We start from the raw sequence: 18,956 nt of genomic DNA on the forward strand, positions 1-18,956 counted from the left end.
TGATTTATTGTATTAATCCGGATGCTCTTCCAACACTGGTGCTTCCAAACCTATTTTTAATTTTATCCATGGTCTGATATAAAGAAATCAGTTCTTCGGTGTCTTCGAAAAGATTCATCTGGTGACAGCCATGAACAAGCCCAGTAAATTTTATCCCAATCAGCCGAATACGCATCCTTCGGGTATATACTTTTTTGAAAAGTTCTAAAATGTATTTGAGCAGCGTGTGATCTGCAGATGTATACGGTATCCGGCATTGTTTGGTTTCTGTATCAAAATTGGAATACCTGATTTTAACAGATACTGTTGAGGTCAGCCACTTTTCCTGACGCAGCTGGAATGCCAGTTGCTCGACCATACCGGATAGAATACTTCTTAAATTGTGAACATCAATGGTATCCTGTGAAAAAGTATTTTCTGTAGAAATAGATTTTCTTTCCGAGTAAGGAACGATGGGTGTATCGTCAATCCCATTGGCTTTTTTCCAGAGTTCAGTTCCATTCTTGCCAATGAGTTGATGCAAAACTTCAACCGGTGTTTCAGATAAAGTCTCAATGGTTCGGACACCTAATCTTGAGAGCAACTGAAAAGTGACATTTCCGACCATTGGAATCTTTTTTATGGAAAGAGGGTTGAGGAATGGTTTGATGTTTTGTTCCCTGATCTCAAATCTTCCCGTAGGCTTAGATTCTCCAGTTCCTATTTTTGACACGGTTTTATTGGTGGATAAGGCAAAGCTGATGGGCAAACCTGTATTTTTAGTAACAGCGTTTGCAATTTCATTGGTCCATTGGTAGCATCCAAAAAACTTATCCATTCCTGAAAGATCAAGGTAAAACTCGTCAATACTCGCTTTTTCCAATACCGGAACTCTTTCCTGAATAACCTCTGTAACCACATGAGACATTTTAGAATACATTTCCATATCCCCTTTAATAACCCTTGCTTCAGGGCATAGCTTTAATGCCATTTTAATGGGCATTGCACTTCGCACGCCAAAAAAGCGGGTTTCATAAGAGCAGGATGCCACGACACCACGGTCTCCGCCTCCAATGATGATCGGCTTTTTCACCAGTTCGGAGTTTTTTAGCCGCTCACAGGAAACAAAAAACGTATCCAAATCCATATGCACTATTGCTCTTTCCATGCTGTAAAATTATTACGATTTGTAGCAAAAAATTGTATATTTGTTGCTATAATTTATAGCAATGTCAATTTTATCAGAAAACATGCGGTATTTGAGGGGGAAGCAAAATCTTTCACAACAAAAGGTTGCTGATGATCTCTTGATCACGAGAGGCAGATACGGTAAATATGAAGATGATGCCGCAGCGCCGCCCTTAAATATTTTAGTGAAAATCTCAAGATATTATAATATCAGCATCGATTTACTACTGACTGTTAATGTAAGTAAATATTCAATCGATGAGATTATGGAACTCCCTGACAACAGGATCGTTCTTCCAATCAGGGTGGATCAGGACGGAAACGATCAGATCGAGATCATTCCACAAAAAGCTTCGATGGGTTACCTGAACGGCTATGGTGATCCAGAGTACATCGAAGGTCTTGATACGATCTCCTTACCCTTCTTGAAAGGCGGGAAGTTCAGGGCGTTTCCTGCTGACGGAGATTCAATGCCGCCCTATAAGAACGGAACTTACATCGTTGGAAAATATGTAGAAAATCTTTCTGATCTGAAAACGGACAGGACTTATATTTTCATTACCACCAATGACGGAATCAGTTACAAAAGGTTTCAGTTTCATGAAGCAGACGGAATTTGGGTTAAGGCTGACAACAGTTTCTATGAACCTTATAAAATTCCATTACCTGATATTAAAGAAATTTGGGAGTTTGCCTGTAGTATCAACACCATAGAATATGGAGCTGATGAATTTGCAGAACGCAATATTCAAAACTTCATTACAGAGATCAAGACCGATATTAGACAGATCAAGGAAAAAATGAGATAAGAAACTGATTTCATTTGAACTAGGAGAAATAAGTTATATAAATATGATATTAACGGAAAACTACGATGACTCAGTTAAGTTTATTTGGCGCAGAAGAGTTTTATGAGTTTCCCAAAGACCTTTTGGAATACCAGGAAAATTTCCTGAGCAGGAAGGAAGCCGATGAACTTAAATACCAACTTTTAAAGACGGCACCTTGGGAACAGAGAACTCAAAAGATGTATGATAAGACTGTAGTAACACCACGGCTTACAGCTTGGTATGGTGATATGACATCTGATGAACCAGCTGATGGGAATATAAAAAATAAAAATCCATGGACACCCGAACTTTATGCTCTTAAAGAAAGAATAGAAAAGGAATTTGGTTCCCATTTCAATGGGGTTCTTTTAAACTTATACCGTGATCATAATGATTCGGTTGCCTGGCATAGGGACAAAGAAAGCCGTTACGGAAAACGTCCTGTCATTGCTTCGATCAGCCTTGGGCAAACCCGCAATTTTGAATTCAGAAAGAAAGACCATCATCAAAGCAAATACAGTTTGCCGCTTCCTCATGGATCTCTGCTAATCATGAAAGGTGATCTTCAGGAGCATTGGGAACACCGTATTGCTAAATCTGTCATTCCAATGAAAGAAAGGATCAATCTGACATTTCGGCTAATTCATAATTTATGATTGGTGAAAAAACAGGGGGTATATATTTAATAATATTTGAATGCTCGGAAAATAGTTAAAAGATTATCCATATTTATGCTTCCAGCTATTTTTTAATGCAGCATATTTCTGGTTTGACTCAGCTTCTTTCCATTTTTTGTAAAAGATAGCTGCTGCTTTGGCTTTTTCGGAATCACCCGTGCCTCTTTCTAACTTTTGGTATCCTTTCTCAGCATCGTATTTCTTATCACCCTTGTAATTAAAGTATCTTCTGGCTCTTGTAAATCCCATTTGAAGATATTTTCTTGCCATATCTGCTCCGACAAAATCTTCTTTCTCAAGATAATCCAAAAACATTGAAAATATTATTTCTGAACTTCTTTTTGCGATTTCTTCATTTTTAAATCTCCAGTGTTGTCCTATTTCAGATTTATAAGGCTCACAGATCAAAACACCTTGTTCACCTTTACCCACTCTGTACATATGAGGATCTACCCGGTAATCAATGCCGGGCTTCCAAAAATAATTCTCTTTTTTAAAATCAAGGTAAGACGGTTTTTTTGTACTCATGATATAAGGTAAACAAACACAATGCCTTCGACTTCTGATTGACAAATTCTAATCAGGATTATTGGCCAGCAATGGCACTATCGTTGTATCAATAGAATCGTATTATAGAATCTTACACTAGATCTTTAAATAATCTTTAATAACTAACTTATGAATAAAAATATATTGATTTTCAGTATTTGTGCTATGATTCTTCTGAGCTGCAACAATGATGACGATATCCCTGAAACGCAAATCAAAAAATATCCGGAATCAATTGTCCTGACAAAAGACGGTGAGTCGATCACTACGAAAATAAGCTATAATGACAAGATGCAGATCATCGGATATTCCGAACCGAATTCTGATATTACTTTCACTTATCAAAATGACAAGGTTGCAGAGGTAAAGGAGAACAATAATTCTGTTCCTTATACTTTACAATATACAAACGAGATATTGTCAGGCCTGACCCATTATTCCAATCCTTACCCTGTGACCTATAACAGTCAGCAGATGAGCTATTCGATAGGAAATCTCCTGAGTTTCGGACTTCAAGGGAAAGACATCGTTTATGTTACAAACAGCTCCGAGAATGAAAAGTTTGCTTATGACAACAATAAAAAAGGGGCTTTGTTCAATCTTCCCGATAAAGATCTTTTTCCTGTGACTTTATTTTCTACCTTTCAATATTATTATTTAAGTACCCGCCCCATTCAGTCGATTACATTATCCAATAATGGCAGCCAGAATATTTTAAATTCTGAAAATACGTATGATAATGAGGGTTATATTACTACAATGACATTACGATCATCCACAGAAGAGGTATTTAGGGTAGAATATAAGTATTTTCAAAAATAAGGTCTTGAAGACTATTGTTCACGTGAATAGTCGTTAGGCAGGTTGTAAAAAATTCTAAAGTTTCCAATGTATAATAACGGATCATTACCAAACAGTTCTTACCTCAAATGAGCATCAAGATAAAATTTAAAAGATCTGAGATTCTGGCAGTGACAATCATATGTCTGATAGGAGCAGGGTGGTGTAGCTTTCTCGCATTTTACGATCTCACTATTAATTCATTTAAAGGTTTAATTGTTAAAGTACTAACGTTGGGAGTAGGGTCACTATTCGTCTTTAAGCTTTGGGTATATTTTCAGCGTCTTATTAAAAGTTTTAATAATGTCACTGCATTGGAGATTAACGATCGAGGCATTTCAAGCAACATCTCAGGACACAAATTCCTGAAATGGGAGCAAATTTCGCATTTTACCTTAAAAACAGTTCAGATGTCAAGTGGCCGTCATTCCAAGATCTATGTTCACACTTATGATCCTGCACAATCAATAAAGATCAATACCGATCAGTTGCAGATTGATAAAGATGAACTGCTCACTATTTTAAGTCGAAAAATCAGTCGTATTTAAAACATTTAAAATGCTTAAAGTCGTAACTTCAATTTTGAAAATAATAAAGAATAATTCTTATAATCTCCATCAAATGAAGCAGCGTACATTACTTACAAAATTGTTTCGTCTACAGATATACATCTTTACTGTTCTATCCGTCGCTGTTGTCCATGCACAGGATGGAACCTATGAGTTAAAAAATAAGAACGGTTCTTACAGTCTTATTTCGCTGATCAAGAACCAAAATAAAATTACTGCTGAAATATTTACATGGTGGAATACCCTCAGTGCGCAAACCGGATCTTATTATGGTGAGGGTATTGTGACCAATAATCGGGTGGTTTTAAAAAGCAATGAGAGTGATCAGGATTGTATTGTTACAATGGCACTGACCGACCGTACTATTACTGCGACGTTTCAAAAATGTACTACTGACCACCTCACAGAATATTTTAATGGAAGGTACCAAAAAATTTCAGATGCTGTTGCCGGAGATTACATGGTAAATGTTGACAAATCATTTTTCTATTCTAAGCCTGATGAGTATTCCAAACAAAGGTCATATCTAATCAAAGGAAATATAGTTAGTTTTAACCTGGACGGCGTAGCTGTAGGAAACTGGGTTTTTGTTCAATACCGTAATAAAAGCGGTAATGATACTGCAGGATATATTAAGTTAAGCAATCTTAAAAAGCTGTAGGAGCAACTTTACTTAATCATTACATCCGCCAAAGACTCCATTTTGATTTTATAGCTTCCGGCCGGATTTGTTTTACCCTGTAATAAAAGTTCAGGAAGTTCTTATTCCAAATAGAAAAGTTGTGTGCAAAACGGTACTCTACGGTCTCTGAATCCTGGATAATTTTAAGTTGCCAGATCCTACTGTTGTTGATCTGGGTTGCAGTACCGCTTAGTTCAGAAATATCGGTAAGATTATAGGTAGATACAGCTCCCGCCTCATCGACTGCATAAAAGAAATCCTGATCGTAATAAAAATCCTTGTTACTGATTAGTCCTTTCTCAAGACCAAATAAGAACGGTTGTTGGGATATCTTAAATACTGACTTACTATCAAAATTATTGTTTACATGAGAAATTGGATTTCGCGGCAATTGATCTTTATTCGGGAAGGTATTTTGTTTTGAAAATCTAAAATATGTATAGATCAAGAGCGTAAGAAGTACGGCGAATACGATGTTGATAGCTATTAAAATGGGGATAAATGATTTTTCCTGTGAGCGAGTCAACGTCATAACCACTGTTACAGCAGCATAGAGCAAAGTCAGGAATAAAATTCGTTTAATTATAATGTTCATAAATGAATATTGAAAGGTAGATTAAATTATATTTAGAAACAGAAAAAAAATCTGTCTAGTGGCTGCTATCTCCAATGAGAATATTGGGATTATACTCAATTGCCTTGTCAAATAGGTGTTTTTGTTGTATCTGGTTATTATCGATTGCAAAAAAGAACGAACCGCCTTTCAGTTTTTTGAAGATCACCAGTTTATTTTGACTTCCCCTTGTAAACATTGTTTTAATTTTGATCTCTTTGAGTTCAGAAAAGTAAAATTCAGGTTGGCTGAACCATTTAAAGACCTTGATTTTTCCTGAATATATAATAAATGAAGGGAGGTACCTGTTCAGCCAAAAACGTGATTCACTTATTTTTCTCAGTGTTTCCAAATCTTCATCATTAATCGTTGTCAGTACGTTTTTATAACTTCTGAAGAAAGAAATGCTGAAAATCAGTGTTGCCAAGAGTATAACAAACTGGGTGAGAGCTAACAATAATGTCAAATCATAGCTAGGCAGCTGTAATCGCTTGCTGAAAAAAATATAAAATATCATCACTGTAGCCACTATACAAACAAATAGTCCTAAAAAAATACTGGCTATTATTTTCATTATTCTGATCCTTCTTAGAAACAGTTCGCGATAGTTATTATTATGCATCAGTGTATATTTTACTGACCAATATATGGCAATATAAAAGCCATAAATATGAGAATATTGATCTTAATAATTAGTAGCCGGATTGTGAGCGATATAACTGACTTGCAATAGGCAAAGTCATTAATCTTGTTAAAAATCTTTAGGGTAATCAATGATGCAAGAACAGTAAATCTCTATACCGGTATAATTGCAAAGCGATTACCGATATTGATCGATCTTTCAGCACTTAAAGAACTATTCATCTGATTGATTTGAACGACGCTACGTTTATACTAAAGAAAAAATTACAATAATTCTTTCATAGATTTTAATTATTAGCCTTACAAAAATTTGTAGAAATCACTGATCAAGTTTTAAGTAACTGATCTCAATCATGAACTCAGATCCTTCTTAAAAAAGAGTCTTTTTTAACATTAATGAGACCTTAATAAATATTATCCTGCTTTGGCAGTACACGATGCCAACGTATTCAACACATCATCAAGATCAAATGGTTTTGTGATGAACGCTTCCGGTTTGCACGATTGGTCTAGTTCTATAGCATTTGCGTGCGCACTCATCATAATTACCGGTATCTTTGCCATATTATTCGTCTTTTTGATGTAATTGCACACATCCACCCCTGAACCATCAGGAAGCATAACATCCAAGAGATAGACATCAGGTATAAGAATCTTTGATTGAGCGTAGAAATCCTTAACATTGGGACAGCAAATGACTTGATAGTTATCATAAGCCAATAATATTTCTAATGCCTCCATTATATTTTTTTCATCCTCAAGGATCATTACTGTTTTCATATTGTAAATATTGCTGAAGCATTAAAAAAAAGCTTACCCTACCGATTATACAAATACTATGCAATAAATACTGGCATACAGTAAATTATCTTCTGTTATGTTTAAAACAGACGAAAAAAGTGGTTCCTGATCCTAGTTTACTTTCAACAGATATTTGGGCATCCAATTTATCTGCAATTCTTTTCACAATGGACAGACCGATACCTGACCCTTCAAATTCTCCTGTATTAGGCATTCTTTTGAAAATTTCAAAAATATTATGATTCGCGGATAGGTCCATTCCAATGCCATTGTCCCTGATTATGTAGCAAATCATGTCATCCTCAAGCTTGCTTGAGATCTCAATTTCAGGCTGAGATTCTTTGCTGCTATACTTTATGGCGTTGCCCACAAGATTTAGAAACAGCTGGTAAACCAAGGTTCTTTCACCCCAAATAGGCAGGCAATCCTTTACCTTGTACCTGAGGTTCGGAACCTTGTATCGCTGCATAGAATCTTCAATAATTCCCAGTATTTTAGGTTCCGGATCAATGGTCTCAAATTCAAATTTCACATGCGTTCCACTGGAGATCTTGTAGACCTTATCCATCATTTCGGTAATCAGTTTGGAACCTTCAATAATATTCTCTGCCATTTTCAATCTTCTTTCTTCTGAAAGATCCTTTTTAGAGGCGATCAACTGCGCGGAAAGCTGAATGGAGGTCAACGGATTTTTCAGATCGTGCATCAGGGTATAGCTGAAAGTCTCAAGGGCATTGTTAGAGCGGATCAGCTCTTTATTGAGTTCTTCAATTTCACCTCCTCTCTGCGCAATGGCCCGCTGGACAAGAAGTCCTATATCTTTGAGGAAATTCACTTCAGAGTCTTTCCATTCTTCCGACTTGCCTGCTGTGGTCCTGATCCAAGCATCAAAAGAGGTCCTTGGAGAAAAAGATGTAATGCCTTTGCTATCATCGGTATGATGAATTTTTTCAGGTTTTCCGGCCCATACCTCGTTAACAATCCTTTCTTTTCTGAACGCGTAAATATACCAGTTGCTTTGAGGAAGGACATCCAGTCGGATCACACCCGGAAATTTGGCAGCTTGTTCTTTTTCATTATCCACAAATTGATGTGTTACATACATCGAATTATAGTTGGTAGCATTGATCTGCCGGTCAATTTGAACGATCTGTTCCAGTGAGGGGACATCCCCATATTGTTTCAGTCCCTGGTCATGACGGATAATCACGCCGTCAGCGGACATAAAATTCATAATTTGTGAGCCGTACTGTTCAAGAATATTGAATTGCCCCCTATTAACCAGCAACTGGGTTTTAAGTTCGCCTTCCATAGTTGCGATTGCCTCCCGGAATATTGACATTTCTTTTTGTTTCCCCGCCAGGTAATTGTTGACTGCGTATTGAGTTAGAAATACACATAGATGACGTTGTGAAAGATCCACATGCCTTGCCTCATAATGCTGGCAGGTGACCAGTCCCCAAAGTTCTCCATCGATGATGATCGAAAAACTTGCGCTGGCTTTAGCCCCTGAATTCCGGATGTACTGGAGATGGATGGGCGACATGGCTCTTATGCTCGTACGGCTTAGATCGACATCTTCCTTTTTTAGCCCGACGATGCCGTGGACAGGGGCATCAACATCGGCCGTATGTCTTGCGTGAAATACCTTATACAGTTCTCTCGCTTGTTTTGGAATGTCAAATTCCGGATATCGGTATCCTAAAAATGATTCTTTATCCTGAAGTTTCGATTCGGCGATCACCTGACCACCCTCATCTTCGAGGAACTGATAGACCATCACACGGTCGTATCCGATGATGTCCCGGATAAGTTCCGTCAATGACTGCCAGTTATTCTGGTGGCCACGGTCGCTGATATATTTGGCGTAGTAATAAAGACGCGTAGTCTGTACTCGCTCCTGAAGTGCTAATTCTGTTTCAACATAGATTTTACCGTCGTATCGGTAAATACTCAGAAAGTACTCCTGTTCAAAAAGACGGATTCGCTCCACGTATCGGTAAAAGATCTGGTCGTCGATTTTTGATTCTATTTGTTCTACGCCAACGGAGGGCAGAAGCACAGCCATTATATCCGCAAAGGAAGCTCCTATAATAGTGCTGAAACTTAATCCAGGTAAAAGTGTTTTTTCACTTGCCGCAACGCATTGGTGCATGTCGAAGACCAACAAAAAACCCAGATCCTGAATCTGGCCGGAAAGGTGGATTTTTTCCTCGTGACATTCTATGATTCTCATCAATTTCAATTTGTATTAAGTCATAACTATATAAACTATCAAATGAAACTTGATTTAATCAAATAATCTGTAAAGCCATAGACTATGCAAAGGTGCTTTAATTTTTTGAATTTAAAACATCCTGACAATCCAATTTTTCTATCAGTACATATTGTGAAAGATTTTCGAACTGACATAGGACGAGGGTGCTTCGATTTCAGTCTACAAAGTTTAAATAGGGAAAGGTATGGTATGACTTTCTGAACTTTGTAAAATTTTGGATAGCTCAACGCATTATGATAAACTCATAACCATATGATCAAAGGCCATAGATTATTGGCCATATGCAGAGTGATACTCCATTGAAGGCCATTTTTTGCAACGACGTATGCCAATAGCAGTCCGTTGATCATGAATGGAAGCAGGGTCACGATAACCGTTACAATATCAGTATTGTTAAAATCAAAATTATAATAATGCCAAACTCCAAAAGCGATAGCACCACCCCAAATCAAGAAAAAGCGATAAGTTCTCTTTTGTAGTATGATGATAAATCTATTAATATTGTTAGTTGGTACAAATAGGGTGAACAGGCTTACTAAGAGTGCCAAGGAAGTTGAAATACTCAATTCGTAAAAGTTAATTCCAAACATCCGGCAAATGAAGAGATAAAAAATAGAAACCAATGAAATTCTGAACCAATTGCAATTTTTTTGAAGTAGTCCACGAAATGCAGTTTCCTCCAAGATGGGAGCAAGAATTGCGATCTCTGTAATCACTTGGAATGTGGACATTGATTTCATATAATCAGGAATCATACCTGCTGATTTAACAGGTTGGATGATTCCAAATTTTGTAAGTAGAATGTGAAGTAATAAAGTGAATATGATCACCAACAACATGGCCGGCAAGATCAAAGCAATGAGCTTTAATTTTGACCTGATTTCTGTCATTGGTTTAATATTTTGATGGCCTAATAGGAATTGGATGAAATCTTTCATAAAAATTAATCTATCAGAAACAATTATTTACAAATCTATGCTAATTTTTTTTCATAAGAATCTCAATGTATATGGGAGATTGAGACTGGATTTTAGATAAGGATATAATTTAACATCTTTATTTCTCTAAAGGTTGTGGATATAGCTATTAATAAGTTGTAATTATTTGATGAATCTCTTAACTTTCAAAGAAAAATATGAAAGTGGTCTTATGTTACAATAATTCATCGGTCAAGATCAAATGGAATCTTCCCTTCCTCCCACGCATTGGAGAAACTTTATCCGTATCGGAATTACTTTCTGAAAAACAGAATGCTGAGCTATTTGAGGATAAAGATTATTTTACAATCATTCATATTGCATGGTTTCCATCGAAGCGTGATGATCGGTCCATTGTTGAAATTATTTTAGAATAAATAATATAACTTAACAAAATTTAGATTTTGTTCAAATGTGGTATCTCCATACTTATATACCTTTTGCGTTGCACCATAAATCGAATTTTAATAAATATGTAAAAGTTATCTCATAAATATGATCAGAGATGAAGTACTCATATAATATTACATCATCATTAAATACAAAACCCTTCAAAAACTTTGAAGGGTTTTATATTTAATGAGATCGCCTAGACAATCGTTTCAAAAATTAAGCTTAATCTTATTATTTTAAATAGTCGCAAGCTCATTAAAATCTCTTAATAATAATGATTTTATTTTTTAAATTTTGAATGTCAACGTAATGTTATTGAAAAGCTGCTTTCAATTGTTCTGCTGCATAGGCCTGAGCTTCCTTCGCCTGTGGTACAATAATGGACATTCCGAAGAATTCATGAGTTACACCTTCGTAGTTTTTGCTATTCACCTTCAATCCCGCAGCAGAGAGCTTGTCTGCCAACATTGTTCCGTCGTCATGAAGAGGATCGATTTCTGCAGTAATTATCGATGTTGGAGGTAGGTCTTTTAGATTCGCATTTACCAATGAAATTCTAGGGTCTTTTGCTTCACTCATATTATTCAAATAATGCTTTGTAAACCATTCCATCATGGGTTTGTTCAGTGGTTTTGCTCCCGCATACTTGGTATATGATGCTGTACTCATATTAGATTGTGCAATCGGATATACAAGAACCTGGTGTAACGGAATCATTATTTTTTTGTCCCTGGCCATAATTGAAACATTGGCCGCAAGATTTCCTCCGGCACTTTCACCGACCACTGCAATCTTTTTAGCGTCACCTTTAATTGCTGATGTATTTTTGAGAACCCATTCATAGGCTGCAAAAGCATCATTGTGTGCAGTTGGAAATTTATTTTCAGGAGCCAAGCGGTATGCAACAGATACCACTACTGATTCCGTTTGTTCTGCCAATCCCTGAGCCGATGCATTGTAGACATCAAGGTCCGCAATAACAAATCCTCCGCCATGATAGTAAACGATAATAGGATATGAATTTTTGCCGGTTTTTGGTGTATAAACCCTTGCGTGAATTTTGCCACCTGCAACATTTATACTTACTCCTGTTGTATCAACTTTTGGTGCAGGAACCTGAATGTTATTTTCCTTCACAAGATCCATTACTGCATCGGTAGGTGTATGGTTTTTTCTGGCTTCGGTAGGTGTAAGGGTTTCAATAGGTTTGTCGCCATAACTTCCAAGCTTCTCAATGACTGCCAGCATTTCTGGTTTGATCGTTTTTCCCCATTCCGGAGCAGAACCTGTTGGTTTAATTTCAGAAACACTTGAGGAATCCACAGAATTGGAATCAACTGATTTAGTCGATTCATTTTTCTTCGAGCAGCTGCCTGCAATGGTCAAAACACATATGGCAATGGACCATTTTGTAAAATTATTTATCATATTATAAATTGTTGAATAACAGCTCAACTGCTAATTATATGCCATTACAATTCTTGATATGATAGTCGAAGAACTATCAGTATAAATTGCAGGCTTTTGAATACCATATGTTTATCGGATATTCTTCCTGATTCTGCTAAAAGATGATTGCTTGATTCCAAGCTACAATGCCAATAGGAAAGTAGGATACGATTAACCAGAAGTAGATATTTCTCCAAATGAGAGATCATCAACAACTTAAAAAATTAGTATGTCCTATTTTGTAATTTTTAGATTGATTTTCACGTGATGCCTTGCTTACATCTTTCCGAAGACTACGTTCTAATGAAAAATAAATAATAAACAATCCAGGTTTTTCATATTTCCTTGGATTGCTCATATAAATTTAAGGAATTATCTTCTCATCTCTCAATTTTTGAAATAGGTTTATAAATGAATCTTCTGTACTTTCAAAAATTGTAAAACCTAATTTTCGGCTTTTAGACATATCAGTCATTACCTCAATAGGTCTTCCCAGATCAAGATCTGTATGCCATGCCGAACTGAGCTGATCCAACTCGGTTATTCTCAGTTGGTGTTTTTGTGTTATTTTTTTCCAAACCTCCTGCTTACCTTTCATTTCGTTTTCAAGCGGTCTTACGGAATCATTATATCCATCTGCTTCAATTCCGAAATAATGTGCAATTCTTTGCCATAACCATTTCCAACGGAAAACATCTCCGTTTGTCACATTAAAAGCCTGATTTTTTGCTGCATCTGTTGTAGAAGCCCATATCAATTGCTTCGCCAGGACTTTTGCATCAGTAATATCTGAAAGTCCATTCCATTGAGCTTCTGAGCCAGGCCAGACGAATTTTATATTCATCTCTTTACAAATGCTGGCATAAACTGCTAAAGTAATTCCCATATTCATCAAATTTCCGATTGCATATCCGATCACTGTATGCGGTCTATGAATGCTCCACGAAAAACCAGCTCTCTCTGCGGTTTCGTAAATGACATCCTCCTGTGCATAATAGAAATTGGGATGTGATAATCTCGGATGTTCTTCTCTGACGGGTGTCTCGGGCAGAATTCCCTCTTTAACATAGGCATCGAAGGGACCTAGATAATGTTTCAGGCCGGTTACTAATGCAACGTGCTGAATCGACTTTTTTACCGATAGAACATTGAGCAGATTTCTTACCAGACTACTGTTGATCCGAATGTTTTCCTCCTCGGTATCGTTCCGCATCCAAGTCGTGAAAAATACGTGAGTAGGAGCGACGTCACGAAGAGCATCAGAAAGACTTTCTTCATTTAAAAGGTCAGCCTTTACAGGATGTAATCCTGAAATATGGGTGTTTGGATTTCTTGCCAGACCATATGTGGTCCAGCCTTGAGAAATTAATTCTTCGGCAAGATTACTTCCGGTGATACCCGTTGAACCAACTACTAGTGCAATATTCTTCATTGTATATATTTTTTAATCTTTGTAATTATGATCATAAATGTACATACACAACAGCCTTCAAAAACTTGACGCAGATCAAGAGTTTGAAACACTAAAATTAAATTATCGCAACAGAATTCTTTTTCGAATCCGGCTCACGGTTTCAGGGCTTAACCCTAAATAAGAAGCGATCAAGGTATGGGATATTCTTTGAAACATTTCAGGATTGCTTCTGACCAAAGACCGATATTTTTCTTCTGCGGAGGACTTGTTTGAAACAATCAGCCTGCGATCTTTTGTAACCAGACTGTTTTGATAAAGAATCCTGAAATAACGGTCCATGATTGGAATCTCTAAAGTGAGCCTCTCATAGTCATTATGACTTATCAGAAGTACTTCGGAATACTCAATGGCATTAATATTTAAAGTAGCTTTTTCCTGATTGATAAAACTGTTGAAATCTGAGATCCACCAGCCTTCAAAAGCAAAAAGATTGATTCGCTCCTGACCCTTCTCATCGCTGATGTACGATTTAAGAATACCGGTGCTTACGAATGCGAGATTTCTGCAAATCTCTCCCTCTTTCAGCAAAAACTCTTTTTTACCGAGTTTTTTCTCAATAAAAAAATGTTTTAATGACTCAATTTCGTTTGCATTAAGATTTACTTTTTGTTGAAGATGTGCTATTAAAATATCAAACATACAGACTTAACCTTATTATACTTTAGAGGTTTTTCTCTTAAGATTCTGTTTTATAAAGGTAGCAAATCAAAAAATGATAAACTAACTCAGTAGACCTCAAATGCATTATCTGTAAGTGAAATTTTATCTCAAAAATTGTTTTGATTGATAATTAAGGAATGTTATATAAAAAAATAATATCAAAAATTCTTTTCGGTACTACGAAAAAGTAGTGATTTTATCCCAACTCCAATATTCAACTTTACACCAACAGAGCTGATCAGCTGTTCACCTCATTTTAACATCAAAAAATTTAGGTTATGAATATTGAAAGAACAGAATTTACTGCGTGGATGGAAAGAATCATGGAACGATTCGACATCCTCAAGGAACACATCGTAACAAAACAATCCAAATACATCGAGATCGACGGCGAGCAGCTGCTCGACAACCAGGACGTATTGCAGCTCCTGAAAATCAGTTCGAGGTCATTACAGCGCTACCGCACTGATAAAAAGCTTCCGTATTATACCATCAGCGGTAAGCTTTATTATAAGCTTTCCGATGTGCATCAGCTTATAAGGAGCAGTCTGAATAAATAAAAGTAAAGACAAGGACGGCCAAATCAACCGATATTGCACTTAGTTCTATTGCTTAAAAACGAGCGCGTCTATATTCGCCCTGTTAAAATGATCAGCAATGGAAGATAGCAAACCCACTAATACCAATGAAATCAAACCAACAGCGGATACCCTTTTGGTTTTGAATATTCATAACAACAGGATAGAGATGGTGAAGGGAATTGATAAAGAAGGAAACCTGCAAAAAGTTGCTCCGGAAAACAAAAAAGAAAATGAACAGCTCATCAGGGTCGATAAGCACGGCGATATTTTCTCCAACTTCTTTTCCAACTTTTACCGGCAGCTTAAAAACCCTACGCATTTCAATTTCTTTAAAGTTTCGGAGTATGATGCTGTCGATACCGCAAAGGACCTTCAGAACTATGTCGATCAGGCATCACCTGAAGAAAAAGAAAAGCTCAAGGAATATGAAATTTTACCCAAAGATAACAATCCATTAAAAAATCAGAAAACAATGGAAAACAACACAGAAAATCAGGAATACCGTTTCCAGCCGGAGCAGATCGACTGGAAAACGATGGAAAAATTCGGGCTTACCCAGGAGAAGCTTGAAAAGATGAATGCTATGGATCCTCTATTGAGAGGCTACAAGACCAATACTTTGATCCCTATTACCATTAATCTCGGCGCTGCTGTGAGCAAAATGGACGTCAGGCTATCTTTACAGGAAGGCGATACAGGGGATATCGGCATTAAGCTTCACAGCATCCGCAGAGAACCCAATCTTAACCTCAAGTTCTTGGGACACGAGTTTAGCGAAGAAGACAAAAAGAACCTGATGGAGAGTGGCAATATGGGAAGAGTAGTGGATCTGGTCAACCCTAAGACCGATGAGATCATTCCCTCCATCATCAGCCGTGACCGCCTGACCAATGAACTGGTGGCTTACAGAGCTGAGTATATGAAGATCCCTGACGAAATCAAAGGAATCAAATTAGACGAGCATCAAAAACAAACCCTGCTAGAAGGCAAGCCTCTTTATCTCGAAGGGATGACCTCTACTAAGGGAACCAGCTTCGATGCTACCGTGCAGTTCAATGCAGATAAGCGCTATGTCGAATTCATATTTGACAACAACCAAAAGCAGCAGCAAAGCCAGTCTCAAAAAGAAAGCAATCAACCAAGCCAAAATCAAAATAAAAACAGCGAACCGCCAAGAATTTTCAGGGATAAGGAACTGGATGACAAGCAATATGAGAAATTCAAGGCAGGAGAGACAGTCTATGTCAACGGTCTTGTGGACAGTAAAGGCAAAGAATACCAAGGCTATATTACCTTCAACAAAGAGACCGCCAAAACCGACTTCTCATTTACCAATCCTAACAAGCTCAGGGAAAAAGCCCAGCCATCAGAATCCCACAAAACCCAAACGGCAGTTAACACCGATGGCAAAACCAATGAAGCGACGAAGAACATCAAAGAACCGCTTCAGTCCAAACAGCAGGAACCTGTCAACAAGCAGCAACAGGAGCAGCAGAAAAAGCCAGCCAGATCAAGAGGAAGGAAAATGTAATGGAAACTCCATTCAATTCAGAATCTTCAATCTCTCAAGTATAAATCAACCGTAACCATCATCAAATTAAAATCTATGAAAGCCATTATTGCAGAAAAACCAAGTGTTGCCAGAGAAATTGCCCAAATACTCGATGCCAACAACAGAAAAGACGGCTACTTTGAAGGAAACGGCTATTGTGTGACCTGGGCATTAGGACATTTAGTATCATTGGGAATGCCGGAAGATTATGGCATAAGAGGCTTTGACAAAGCCTCTCTGCCTATTTTTCCTAACCCTTTCATTCTCACTCCAAGAATGACAAAACAGGCCAAATCAAAAAAACATCAGCCAGACCCTTCTGCCTTAAAGCAGCTTAAGATCATTAAAAATGTCTTCAGTCAATGCACGAGCATTATCGCTGCGACCGATGCAGGAAGGGAAGGCGAACTGATCTTCCGGTACATCTATGATTACCTCCAATGCAGCAAACCATTTGAAAGGCTCTGGATCAGTTCACTCACTGAAAAAGCGATACAGGAAGGATTTAAAAACCTGAAACCCGGTTCAGATTTCGATGGCCTTTATGATGCTGCAAAAGCCAGAAGCGAAGCTGACTGGCTTGTCGGCATCAATGCTACCCAGGCATTAAGTATCGCAGCGAACAATGATGTCTATTCCTTAGGCAGGGTTCAGACCCCAACCTTAGCATTGATCTGCAAAAGATTTCAGGAGAACAGGGATTTCAAACAGAAGACGTACTGGCAGATCCAGTTACAACACAGAAAGGACTATTTAAATTTCACCAGTCTTTCCAATCAGCAGTGGGAAGACAAAAAACAGGCAGAGCAGGTTTTAAAAGCCATAGAGCGGGAGGGGAGAACCACTGTAGAAGATGTGTCCATCAACACTGTAAAAGAACAGTCACCCTTACTGTTTGATTTGACAGAACTTCAAAAAGAAGCCAACCGAAAGTTGGGATTATCAGCAGATGAAGTGTTACAAACTGCACAAAGTCTCTATGAAAAAAAGTTCATCACCTATCCAAGAACCGGAAGTAAATATATTCCCCAAGACCTCTGGTCAGAAATCCCTGAACTCCTAAGAATACTCAATCAAACTGACACATTCAAGCCAGCCATATCAACTCTAAAATTCGGCAACTTCAATAAACGTATCGTGAATGATCTCAAGGTCACAGACCATCACGGATTATTGCCCACCACCAAAATCCCGTCCGCTTTAACCGCCAGTGAAAAAGCTATCTATGATATGATTGCCTTCCGACTATTAGAATCTTTATCAGAGCATTGCTCCAAAGAAGTCAGCCACATCACTATCAAAGTACACCATTACGAATTCATCATCAGAGGTTCTAAAATACTTCACAAAGGCTGGCGCGCAATCAAAGGCCTATTGTCTGATGAAGCCAGTACAAACCAAGATAGCAACAGCAATGACAAAAGCAGTCATAACAAAAGCTACAATAACAATTCAGAAGAACCCAATCTCATTGAACTGCCAGAATTCAAAAAAGGTGATGAACTTAAAATCTCATCAGCCGAACTCCAAGAAAAACTGACCAGCCCTCCCAAACTTTACACTGAAGCTGACCTTTTATCAGCCATGGAGAATGCAGGCAGGCAGATCGAAGACAAGGATCAGAAGAAAGCTTTGGCAAACATCGGTATCGGTACACCAGCTACCAGAGCATCCATTATTGAAACCTTAATCACAAGAAATTATATCACCAGAAAAAGCAAAACATTGATCCCAACTGAGAAAGGTGAAAAGGTCTACAACCTACTCAAAGACCAAAAGATTGCCAATGTCCAGATGACCGCAGAGTGGGAGATGGCACTCAATCAAATTGAAACAAAAGAAATCAATTCAAAACAATTCATCACAGACATCAAAAACTACACTAATGAAATCACTCAAGAACTGCTATCAATCCATATTCCGCAAGAAAACATTCTAGAGATCAAATGTCCAAAGTGTAATAAGCATAATCTCATTATCAAAGACAAAATAGTCAAATGCCCGAATGAGCAATGCCAATGGATTTTATTCCGAATAATATGCGGAGTGCAGCTCAGCATTGATCATATCACTTCCCTCATAAAAACAGGAAAAACACCACTCATCAAAAACATGAAGGCCAAAAGTGGGAAGAAGTTTGATGCCTTTTTGGTTCTCTTAGATCAGTGCGAAACAATCTTTGAATTTCCTCAAAATAGATAAAATTAAATACTATAAAAACC

19 protein-coding genes are annotated in these 18,956 nt (G+C 37.5%); 9 read left to right on the forward strand and 10 right to left on the reverse strand.

What is annotated here, in order from left to right; all coding sequences use genetic code 11:
- Window positions 1-4 precede the first annotated feature (4 nt).
- The gene (dinB, locus tag U9K52_RS01660) at window positions 5-1,147 is read right to left on the reverse strand and encodes a DNA polymerase IV (RefSeq protein ID WP_322924810.1); all 1,143 of its coding nucleotides are present in this window, start codon (window positions 1,145-1,147) and stop codon (window positions 5-7) included.
- Window positions 1,148-1,208: 61 nt separating this feature from the next.
- Between dinB and U9K52_RS01665 the strand changes: the two genes are divergently transcribed.
- Together U9K52_RS01665 and U9K52_RS01670 are read left to right on the forward strand one after the other, a co-directional pair.
- Window positions 1,209-1,976 carry an XRE family transcriptional regulator gene (locus U9K52_RS01665; RefSeq protein WP_322924812.1) on the forward strand — a complete coding sequence of 256 codons (768 nt, stop codon included), beginning with the start codon at window positions 1,209-1,211 and terminating at the stop codon, window positions 1,974-1,976.
- Between the two features lie 65 nt (window positions 1,977-2,041).
- Window positions 2,042-2,653, forward strand: a complete 612-nt coding sequence (locus tag U9K52_RS01670) for an alpha-ketoglutarate-dependent dioxygenase AlkB family protein (RefSeq protein WP_322924814.1) — start codon at window positions 2,042-2,044, stop codon at window positions 2,651-2,653.
- 63 nt (window positions 2,654-2,716) lie between these two features.
- Here U9K52_RS01670 and U9K52_RS01675 read toward each other — a convergent pair whose 3' ends face one another.
- Window positions 2,717-3,202, reverse strand: coding sequence for a DUF4385 domain-containing protein (locus tag U9K52_RS01675; protein ID WP_322924816.1), 486 nt, complete (start codon window positions 3,200-3,202; stop codon window positions 2,717-2,719).
- A 150-nt stretch (window positions 3,203-3,352) separates the two neighbouring features.
- On the opposite strand from U9K52_RS01675, the gene U9K52_RS01680 reads away from it, so the two are divergent.
- The 3 genes from U9K52_RS01680 to U9K52_RS01690 all read left to right on the forward strand — a co-directional run bounded on the left by U9K52_RS01680 (window position 3,353) and on the right by U9K52_RS01690 (window position 5,293).
- Entirely contained in the window at window positions 3,353-4,045 is a 693-nt protein-coding gene (locus U9K52_RS01680) for a hypothetical protein (RefSeq protein WP_322924818.1), read from the forward strand.
- A gap of 107 nt (window positions 4,046-4,152) precedes the next feature.
- On the forward strand, window positions 4,153-4,611 hold the full coding sequence (locus U9K52_RS01685) for a hypothetical protein (RefSeq protein ID WP_322924820.1): 459 nt from the start codon (window positions 4,153-4,155) through the stop codon (window positions 4,609-4,611).
- Window positions 4,612-4,621: 10 nt separating this feature from the next.
- Entirely contained in the window at window positions 4,622-5,293 is a 672-nt protein-coding gene (locus U9K52_RS01690; RefSeq protein WP_322924822.1) for a hypothetical protein, read from the forward strand.
- Window positions 5,294-5,312: 19 nt separating this feature from the next.
- Here U9K52_RS01690 and U9K52_RS01695 read toward each other — a convergent pair whose 3' ends face one another.
- The 5 genes from U9K52_RS01695 to U9K52_RS01715 all read right to left on the reverse strand — a co-directional run bounded on the left by U9K52_RS01695 (window position 5,313) and on the right by U9K52_RS01715 (window position 10,586).
- Window positions 5,313-5,909: a hypothetical protein gene (locus U9K52_RS01695; RefSeq protein ID WP_322924824.1), complete on the reverse strand. Its 597-nt coding sequence runs from the start codon at window positions 5,907-5,909 to the stop codon at window positions 5,313-5,315.
- A 55-nt stretch (window positions 5,910-5,964) separates the two neighbouring features.
- A complete protein-coding gene (locus U9K52_RS01700) occupies window positions 5,965-6,501 on the reverse strand; it encodes a hypothetical protein (protein WP_322924826.1) in 537 nt (178 codons plus the stop codon).
- Between the two features lie 482 nt (window positions 6,502-6,983).
- Entirely contained in the window at window positions 6,984-7,349 is a 366-nt protein-coding gene (locus U9K52_RS01705) for a response regulator (protein ID WP_322924828.1), read from the reverse strand.
- 85 nt (window positions 7,350-7,434) lie between these two features.
- Window positions 7,435-9,606, reverse strand: coding sequence for an ATP-binding protein (locus tag U9K52_RS01710; protein WP_322924829.1), 2,172 nt, complete (start codon window positions 9,604-9,606; stop codon window positions 7,435-7,437).
- Between the two features lie 284 nt (window positions 9,607-9,890).
- Window positions 9,891-10,586, reverse strand: a complete 696-nt coding sequence (locus U9K52_RS01715; protein WP_322924832.1) for a type II CAAX prenyl endopeptidase Rce1 family protein — start codon at window positions 10,584-10,586, stop codon at window positions 9,891-9,893.
- A gap of 197 nt (window positions 10,587-10,783) precedes the next feature.
- On the opposite strand from U9K52_RS01715, the gene U9K52_RS01720 reads away from it, so the two are divergent.
- On the forward strand, window positions 10,784-11,002 hold the full coding sequence (locus U9K52_RS01720; RefSeq protein ID WP_322924834.1) for a hypothetical protein: 219 nt from the start codon (window positions 10,784-10,786) through the stop codon (window positions 11,000-11,002).
- A gap of 328 nt (window positions 11,003-11,330) precedes the next feature.
- Here U9K52_RS01720 and U9K52_RS01725 read toward each other — a convergent pair whose 3' ends face one another.
- The 3 genes from U9K52_RS01725 to U9K52_RS01735 all read right to left on the reverse strand — a co-directional run bounded on the left by U9K52_RS01725 (window position 11,331) and on the right by U9K52_RS01735 (window position 14,580).
- The gene (locus U9K52_RS01725) at window positions 11,331-12,446 is read right to left on the reverse strand and encodes an alpha/beta hydrolase (protein ID WP_322924836.1); all 1,116 of its coding nucleotides are present in this window, start codon (window positions 12,444-12,446) and stop codon (window positions 11,331-11,333) included.
- Between the two features lie 385 nt (window positions 12,447-12,831).
- Entirely contained in the window at window positions 12,832-13,899 is a 1,068-nt protein-coding gene (locus U9K52_RS01730) for an SDR family oxidoreductase (RefSeq protein WP_322924838.1), read from the reverse strand.
- Between the two features lie 102 nt (window positions 13,900-14,001).
- Complete coding sequence (locus tag U9K52_RS01735; protein WP_322924840.1) at window positions 14,002-14,580, reverse strand: Crp/Fnr family transcriptional regulator; 579 nt, start codon at window positions 14,578-14,580, stop codon at window positions 14,002-14,004.
- Window positions 14,581-14,879: 299 nt separating this feature from the next.
- Between U9K52_RS01735 and U9K52_RS01740 the strand changes: the two genes are divergently transcribed.
- From U9K52_RS01740 to U9K52_RS01750, 3 genes are all read left to right on the forward strand, one after another.
- Window positions 14,880-15,161 carry a helix-turn-helix domain-containing protein gene (locus tag U9K52_RS01740; RefSeq protein ID WP_322924842.1) on the forward strand — a complete coding sequence of 94 codons (282 nt, stop codon included), beginning with the start codon at window positions 14,880-14,882 and terminating at the stop codon, window positions 15,159-15,161.
- Between the two features lie 97 nt (window positions 15,162-15,258).
- Entirely contained in the window at window positions 15,259-16,713 is a 1,455-nt protein-coding gene (locus U9K52_RS01745; RefSeq protein WP_322924844.1) for a DUF3945 domain-containing protein, read from the forward strand.
- A gap of 75 nt (window positions 16,714-16,788) precedes the next feature.
- A complete protein-coding gene (locus tag U9K52_RS01750) occupies window positions 16,789-18,936 on the forward strand; it encodes a DNA topoisomerase 3 (protein WP_322924846.1) in 2,148 nt (715 codons plus the stop codon).
- Window positions 18,937-18,956 lie beyond the last annotated feature (20 nt).

It is taken from the genome of Chryseobacterium sp. MHB01 (assembly GCF_034651565.1).
GTDB lineage: Bacteria > Bacteroidota > Bacteroidia > Flavobacteriales > Weeksellaceae > Chryseobacterium > Chryseobacterium nepalense.